Source organism: Pseudomonas sp. SIMBA_068 (genome assembly GCF_046534705.1).
In the GTDB taxonomy this organism is placed as follows: Bacteria; Pseudomonadota; Gammaproteobacteria; order Pseudomonadales; family Pseudomonadaceae; genus Aquipseudomonas; species Aquipseudomonas putida.
Genome location: NZ_JAWRYI010001584.1, coordinates 1 through 238, shown reverse-complemented (window position 1 = coordinate 238; position 238 = coordinate 1). Strand labels below are relative to the sequence as shown.

1 protein-coding gene is annotated in these 238 nt (G+C 37.0%); it reads left to right on the top strand.

Annotated features, from left to right (window positions below):
- The coding region (locus SB756_RS35035) for a hypothetical protein (RefSeq protein ID WP_410913878.1) at positions 1 to 238 on the top strand (238 nt) is incomplete at both ends.

Here is a 238-nt window from a genome sequence, read left to right as displayed (position 1 = left end):
AGGAATATGTGTTTTAACAGCCTGTAATAAACAGCAAACTCAAGTTAGTAACAATCATACTAACGTCTCGGAGCATGAGCAGGGTGATATAACACTTTGGCCAACTCTTAAAAACAAAGTACAAAAAAGTGCCGAGATTGAAAATACAATTGCTGGTTATTTAAAGTCGATGACGCTTGAGCAAAAAGTAGCGCAAATGATCCAACCAGAAATTCGCGATATAACCGTTGAAGATATG